Origin of the sequence: Nocardiopsis suaedae (assembly GCF_027706745.1) — a bacterium.
Lineage (GTDB): Bacteria > Actinomycetota > Actinomycetes > Streptosporangiales > Streptosporangiaceae > Nocardiopsis_A > Nocardiopsis_A suaedae.
In genome coordinates, this window is sequence record NZ_JAQFWP010000078.1 from 20888 (window position 1) to 28183 (window position 7296).

The window sequence follows — 7296 nt, forward strand, 5'->3', positions numbered from 1 at the left end:
GCTACAGCTCGTTCAGGTAGTCGGCCAGCGAACCCGGTCGCCCCGACCGGTCGGCCGCCTCCATGGCGGTGATCATCGCCCGCAACACCGCCGGGCGGCTCTCGCCCCGGTCGAGGAGGCGCTGCGCCGCCGCCCACAGTTCCGGCGGGTCGCCCTCCCACAACCGTTCGGCCAGCCGCTCGTGGGCGGCCAGCTCCGCCTCGGCGGCCGTGCGGTCCGAATCCCCCTCCGGGGCCCGACCGGAACGCCCTGTAGCGGAACGCCCTGCACCGGGACGCTCCGCCCCGGTCCGGCCCGTCCCCGAGGCCGCGCGGCGGTGGGCCCCGGTCCTCCCGCCGTCGACCGAGTGGCGGCCGCGCGGGCGCCCCTCGGGGTCGTCGATCTCGCCGAAGTGGTCGAGCTTGAGCAGCGCCCGCCGCCCCTGCGGGGTCGACGGGTCGAACGCCCCCTCCGCGTCGTCCAGCAGGTCGCCCGCGAGCAGCGGGAAGGCGAACATCCGCCGCGGCAGCGCCTCGAGGTCCCCGTCCGGCAGCAGCCGCCGCACCTCGCGGCGGCCCAGCCCGAGGGACTCGGCCGGGTCCCGGTAGGTCCGGGTGAACGGCCCGATCGCCTCCCACAGCGCGTCCAGCGCCGCACCGACCGCGGACTCCGGCAGCCCCCACCGGGGCCCCGCCCACCGGATCCACGCCCCCAGCACGTGCGGCATCGCCTCGCACTCCTCCCGCAGCAGGACCACCCGCCGCGGCAGCCAGGTCAGCAGGAACGCCTCCACCTTGCGCGGGCTCACCCGCAGCGGGCGCCCGCCGTCCACGTCGCAGCCGTAGGCGATGATGTGGTCCACGCACCGGCTGGCGGCGTAGGAGTCGGACAGCTCCGCGGCGGTCTCCGAGGCCAGGAAGCGCGCCGCGAGGGTGGCCCGGTCGTCGCGCCGCCACACCGGCTCCGGCGCGGGGCGCCCCTCCCGGGGCAGGGCCCGCATCCGCGACCGCAGCAGCGCGTGCACCGAGCTGAGCGAGCCGCCGAGCAGGTCCTCGCGCCGGGCGGCGGTGAGCCGCGCCGGGCGCCCCGTGCCGCCCGTGACGACCCGGTCGGTGCGCCGCAGCGCCGCCTCCAGCAGGGTGCGCGCCCGCCCGGGGGAGATCCGGGTGAAGACCGCCATCGGATTGCGCCCGGCCTCGGAGCGGGCGTGCTCCAGCAGGCGGCCCACCTTGCTCGTCAGCCAGGCGTCCCGCAGCACCCCGCCCGCGTTGTGGTCGATGACGGCGATGAGGGCGTGGGTCGCCGAGGCCTCGTCCGGTTCGCCGGGCGGGTCGGCGTCCGCGTCCTCCCGCGGGTCCTCCTCCTCGGTCGCGCGCCGGAAGGTGCACACCACCTCGTCGGCGTCGCCGAACCGGTCCCCGGACCGGTACGCCGCCACCGGCCGGGCCGCGCCCAGCTCCCGCACCCACGCGGGCAGCGCCATGCCCTGGTCGGACAGGGCCAGCGTCCCCTGGCGGGCCAGTTCCCGCCGGTGCTCCGTCGGACCGAGCGCGGCGATCCCGGACAACAGCGCCAGCCCGGCCGGGCTCCGCGCGGAGGTGGCGCGCGCGATCAGTCCCTCGCCCAGGTGGCGCTCGACGTCCTCCCCGCTCATCCCCGGGATGCTTCGGCCCCACCAGGCGCCCAGCATCCGGCTCAGCGCGAGCTCGGCGTCGAGCGGGTCGCGCATCGCCAGCAGGGCGCGGGCCACCCGGAGCATCTCGTCGAAGACCGGCTCCGGGGCGGCTCCGGAGCCCGGGGGAAGGGGAGGTACGGACACCTGCCCGAGCCTATGGCACGTGCCGCGGCCGCACGCCGCCGATGAACAGGACCGTGGAAAGGCGGGACGTCCGACGTCCGTGGAGGCGTCAGGGGAGGCTTCGGCGCGCCGCCGCGGATCTCATGCGAGGGCCGGCCGAATCCCGCAGGAAACGTGCGTGAACGGCGGAGGAACGCCGGAGAGCGGTCGCGGGGGTGCCGCGGTGGCGCCGCAGGAGCGCGGCGCTGCCCGTGCCCGCCGGAGCGGCGCCCGTCCCCGGGGGCGCCGCGGCCGTTTCAGCCGAACGTGTCGTGGTCGGGCAGGCGCGGCGGCGCCAGCCGCCCCGAGGGGGGCTGGGACATGACCATGGCCTGGAGCCGTTCCCGTGCGACCCGTTCCACCAGGACCGGGGTCGCCTGGAAGCCGAGGTGCTCGGCGCAGTTCCAGGCGTCGCAGACGCAGCGCTCCACGAATCTCGGGGACAGGGAGCCGAACTCGTCGTTCAGGCGCCGGGCGACCTGTTGCAGCCCGGTCGCGGGAAAAGTCTGGAGCATCCTCGCTCACGCCTCTCGCCGGCGGTGGTCGGACGGTGACCACCATCCATTTCATCCGCGCGGGAGGGAGTGTCAAGACCCGTCGGGGCAGACCTTGCCCAGCCTTTAAGCCTTGTGGGAGAACCGGTGGGGCGCGCGGGGCGCGGGCGGGGAGGAGGGGTTTCGGGCGTGGCACTCGGAACCGGTACGACGGCCCCCGTCGCCGCGGCGTGCGGGGGGCCCACACGACACGGCGAAAAAAGGGGGGCCGAAAAACCGGCGGGGGAAGGCGGGGAGAAAAGGGACGGCGTATCATCTGTCCTCTGCCGTCACCCCCGACTTTCCGTCGCCGTCCGGCCCGCCGGAGTGATGTGGCTTATGCTGTGGCGGTGGCGGCGACCGTGCCGCGTCGCGTCGCCCCTCGGGCGGGCCGCCCGCCACCGAGCGCGGCACGGCCGGAGCAGAAGTGCCCGTGTTTTCCGGCGCTCGCGCGCGCGAGCCCCCGTCCAACGGGGGAAGGACCCCCCGGAGGTGTCACTGGTGAGCACCGAGACGTCCGTTCCGCTCCCTCGCATGTCCGGACTCGGCCCCTCCGACTCGGCGCTGCTGGACACGATCCTCAAGGAAGCCCCGATCGGCTTCGCGCTCTTCGACTCCTCCTGCCGCTTCCAGCGCGTCAACCCGGCCCTGGCCGCGGTCTACGGGGTGGACGAGCAGGAGTGCCTCGGGCTGCGCCCCGCCGACGTGCTCGGCCCGGCCGACGCCGCCGCGCACGAGACCGCCCTCGCGGCCGTCATCACCGGCGACCGCGACCTGTGCGGCGAGCACCGCTTCCCCGCGGCCGGGGACGGCGGCCACTGGGCGCTGTCCTGGTTCCCGGTGCACGACGGCGCCGGCGACGTCGACGGAGTGGCGCTGATCGCCGTCGACCTGGGCGAGAAGAACGGCCGCCGCCGCACCGAGGAGCGCTACCGGGCGCTGCTGGCCGCCACCAACCAGGTCGTGTGGACCGCCTGCACCGACGGCCTGGTCACCGAGGACTGCCCGGAGTGGCGCGCCGTCACCGGCCAGTCGGAGGAGGAGTACCAGGGGCGGGGCTGGCTGGACGCGGTCCACCCCGACGACCGCCCGCGGGTGGAGCGCGCCTGGGACGACGCGGTCGCCGACCGCACCATGTTCGACGAGACCTTCCGGGTGCGCACCCGCTCCGGAGACCACCGCCACTTCCGCTCCCGCGCGCTGCTGATCGGCCACGGGTCCGCCTCCGAGTGGGTCGGCCACAACACCGACGTGACCACCCAGCACGAGGGCGACGAGATGCGCCAGCGCCTCACCCAGCAGCTCGGCGAGGCGGCCCTGCGCACCGTGCGCCTGCAGAAGGCCACCGCCGACCTGGCCGAGGCGCTCACCGTCGCCGAGGTGGTGCAGGCCATGGCGGAGATCGGCCGCTCGGCCGTGGGCGCCGACCGCACCCGCGTCGCCGAGCTCGACGACGGCCGCACCCGCCTGCGGGTGATCGGCGAGTCCGGGGTGCCCGAGCGCGGCCGCCCCGCCGGGGCCGGGCAGGACGCCCTGATGTGCCTGGCCGTGCGCGACCTGCGCCCGCGCTTCGCCGGCAGGCCCGAGGACCTGCTCGCGCTGCTGGAGGAGGAAGAGCACGAGGCCGCCGCCGAGGAGCCCGTCCCCGGCGAGCGGGCGTGGGCCGCCCTGCCGCTACTCAGCGGCGGCAAACCGATCGGCGCCCTCGGCTTCTCCTACGCCGCCGCGCGCGACGTGCCCGACGAGGAGAAGGTCTTCCTGGAGGCGCTGGCCGGGCAGTGCGCCCTGGCGCTGGAGCGGGCCAAGCTCTTCGAGCGCGAGCACCGCACCGCCGAGGCGCTGCAGGCCAGCCTGCTGCCCGAGGACCTGCCGGAGGTGCAGGGCGTGCGGATGCGCGCCTTCTACCGCTCGGGCACCCAGCACGTGCAGGTCGGCGGCGACTGGTACGACGCCTTCCCGCTGCCCGACGGCCGTGTGGCCGGGGTGCTGGGCGACGTCATGGGCAAGGGCATCAAGGCCGCCACCGGGATGAGCCGGGTGCGCAACGCGCTGCGCGCGCTGGCGTTCAGCATGCCCGAGCCCGCCGACGTGCTCACCGGGCTGGACCGCATGTTCGACGCCACCGAGGGCGCCGACCAGGTCACCACGCTCGTGTACTTCGTGCTCGACCCGGAGACCGGGCAGATCGACCTGAGCAACGCCGGGCACCTGCCGCCCCTGGTGGTCACCGAGAGCACCGAGCCGTGGCTGCTGGAGACCGAGCCCGACACGCCCCTGGGCGTGCGGGCCGAGCGGGGCCATCACAAGTTTTTCGTCCAACCCGGTAACACCGTGGTGCTCTACTCCGATGGACTTGTTGAGAACCGGAGGCGGTCCGTCGCGTCCGGGCTGGAAGAATTGGTCACCGTTGCGTCTCAGGCGCCGCCGGAGGTGGTGGGGGATCCACAGCACATGCTCCAGTACCTTGTGGAGGGCATGCTCGCAGGGTACGAGCAGGACGACGACGTCACACTGCTCGCCGTCCACCTCCCGGTGATCGAGGCCGCACCGGAGGCGTAGACCGTAAGAACAAGTCCGACACCTAAGGTGGAGGATCCATCATCCCCGCTCACGCGGGGGGTGGGGTCAGGACCCGTCGGTGGGATCGGATCCGTGCGGCCGCGGAGAAAAATCCTACTGGGCGGATGGGCCCAAACGCTAGAGAGGGCGCATACGCTGAAAGGGAATCGGCAACCCCGCCTCGCGGGCGGGGACGATCCCGGGCAACAGCCGGGGGGCGGTGGCTCCGCCTCCCACAGGTCTTCGGACCGCCGGGTCCAGCAATCTCGCCACACGTCCGTTCGAGAGGTGTTTGTGTCACCTGCCAGTTCGACCCGCTCTAAACAGCCGGAGTCGCTGCAAGAGCCCGTCATCCAGCAGCTGATCGAGCGTGGGCGGTCCCAGGGGTACCTTGAGCCCGAGGACGTGCGCCGTGCCTTCGAAGAGGCCGACATCCCGATGTCGCAGGCCCAGGCCGTGCTGCGCAGCCTGACCAAGGAGGGCGTGACCCTCGTCGTCGGTGCCGAGGAGTCCGCGCCCTCGCGCCGCAAGTCCGCGCGCCGCAAGAACGCTGCCCCGAAGAAGACGACCACCCGGTCCTCGTCCTCCTCCGCGTCGTCCGCGTCGGACCAGCCCTCGTCCGATGCCGCCTCCGGTCCGCCCTCCCGCACCACGCGGCGCGCCGCCGCCGCGCAGGAGCAGCCCGAGACGGTGACCGCGGTCGTGGACTCCGCCGCCGAGGCCGCCCCGCGCAAGCGGGCCGCCGAGGCCGAGGAGGCCCCCGCGCGCCCGGCGAAGAAGGCGGCCGCCAAGAAGACCGCCGCCAAGCCGGCGGAGAAGGCGGAGAAGGCCGCGGCCCCCGCCAAGAAGGCGGCGGCCAAGGGCGGGGCGAAGAAGAAGGACGAGCCCGCGCTGGAGGTCGCCGAGGACGCCGGCGACGACCTCGACCTCGAGGTCGCCGACTCCGAGGAGATCGAGGACACCGGCGCCGAGCTGGAACTGGTCGAGGACACCGAGGACAAGCCCGAGCCGGTCGGCGGGCCGATCTCCGCGGCCGGGGGCAAGCCCGAGGTCGTCGGCATCCCCGAGAAGGCGGCGGCCAACACCTCCGAGGACGAGGCGTTCGTCCTCTACGACGATGACGACGACGCCCCCGCCGCGCAGGTGGTGGCGGCCGGCGCCACCGCCGACCCGGTCAAGGACTACCTCAAGCAGATCGGCAACGTGGCGCTGCTCAACGCCGAGCAGGAGGTCGAGCTCGCCAAGCGGATCGAGGCCGGCCTGTTCGCCGAGGAGAAGCTCGCCGAGGAGCGCGCCTCCCTGAGCGAGGAGTTCCTCGACGAGCTGGAGTGGATCGCCGGCGACGGCGCCCGCGCCAAGAAGCACCTGCTGGAGGCCAACCTCCGGCTGGTCGTCTCGCTGGCCAAGCGCTACACCGGGCGCGGCATGCTCTTCCTGGACCTGATCCAGGAGGGCAACCTGGGCCTGATCCGCGCGGTCGAGAAGTTCGACTACACCAAGGGCTTCAAGTTCTCCACCTACGCCACCTGGTGGATCCGCCAGGCCATCACCCGCGCGATGGCCGACCAGGCGCGGACCATCCGCATCCCGGTGCACATGGTGGAGGTCATCAACAAGCTGGCCCGCGTGCAGCGCCAGATGCTGCAGGACCTCGGCCGCGAACCCACTCCGGAGGAGCTCGCCAAGGAGCTCGACATGACCCCGGAGAAGGTCGTGGAGGTGCAGAAGTACGGCCGCGAGCCGATCTCCCTGCACACCCCGCTGGGCGAGGACGGCGACAGCGAGTTCGGCGACCTCATCGAGGACTCCGAGGCCATCCAGCCGGGCGAGGCGGTCAGCTTCACCCTGCTGCAGGAGCAGCTCCACTCGGTGCTCGACACCCTGTCCGAGCGCGAGGCGGGCGTGGTCTCCATGCGGTTCGGCCTCACCGACGGCCAGCCCAAGACCCTCGACGAGATCGGGAAGGTCTACGGGGTCACGCGCGAGCGGATCCGACAGATAGAGAGCAAGACGATGTCCAAGCTGCGGCACCCGTCGCGGTCCCAGGTGCTGCGCGACTACCTGGACTGACCTCGTCTGAGAGTGCGGCCCCGCGGGCGCCGGCCGTTCACCCCGGCCGGCGCCCGCGATGCCGTCGGCCCCGGCGGTGCGCCCGCGGACCGCGCGTCCCCGCCCCGGGTGTGGCGAGGCCCGGGAACAGGGCGCCGCGGTGCGCTCCGCAGAGGCGGATGTCGTTCGCGTCCGTCATCCGATCCAGCATCTTGCCGTTCATGATCCTCGCGGAGAGGGCGTATGGACGGGATAAAGCGTTGATACGGCTTCGTTACGCCCTCCCGTCACCCACCACCACCCTCAACGGAAGCGGCTCCGCCGCGCAGGCCTCTCCGT

General features: G+C 73.7%; 4 protein-coding genes. 2 read left to right on the forward strand and 2 right to left on the reverse strand.

All coding sequences use genetic code 11. The annotated features are described in order from the left end of the window. Position 1: 1 nt before the first annotated feature. Positions 2-1738, reverse strand: a complete 1737-nt coding sequence (locus O4U47_RS27590) for a hypothetical protein (RefSeq protein WP_270680904.1) — start codon at positions 1736-1738, stop codon at positions 2-4. Between the two features lie 335 nt (positions 1739-2073). Continuing rightward, positions 2074-2331 (reverse strand): hypothetical protein, encoded by a 258-nt coding sequence (locus tag O4U47_RS27595; protein WP_017539313.1) that lies wholly within the window; start codon positions 2329-2331, stop codon positions 2074-2076. Positions 2332-2883: 552 nt separating this feature from the next. Between O4U47_RS27595 and O4U47_RS27600 the strand changes: the two genes are divergently transcribed. After that, positions 2884-4908 (forward strand): SpoIIE family protein phosphatase, encoded by a 2025-nt coding sequence (locus tag O4U47_RS27600; protein WP_270680902.1) that lies wholly within the window; start codon positions 2884-2886, stop codon positions 4906-4908. Between the two features lie 351 nt (positions 4909-5259). Continuing rightward, complete coding sequence (locus tag O4U47_RS27605) at positions 5260-6978, forward strand: RNA polymerase sigma factor (RefSeq protein WP_270680905.1); 1719 nt, start codon at positions 5260-5262, stop codon at positions 6976-6978. Positions 6979-7296 lie beyond the last annotated feature (318 nt).

What these genes read in the sequence shown, in the direction of transcription:
- O4U47_RS27590 (WP_270680904.1), bottom strand. Translation starts at nt 1,738, where the DNA reads ATGCTCCGGGTGGCCCGCGCCCTGCTGGCGATGCGCGACCCGCTCGAC.
- O4U47_RS27595 (WP_017539313.1), bottom strand. Translation starts at nt 2,331, where the DNA reads ATGCTCCAGACTTTTCCCGCGACCGGGCTGCAACAGGTCGCCCGGCGC.
- O4U47_RS27600 (WP_270680902.1), top strand. Translation starts at nt 2,884, where the DNA reads ATGTCCGGACTCGGCCCCTCCGACTCGGCGCTGCTGGACACGATCCTC.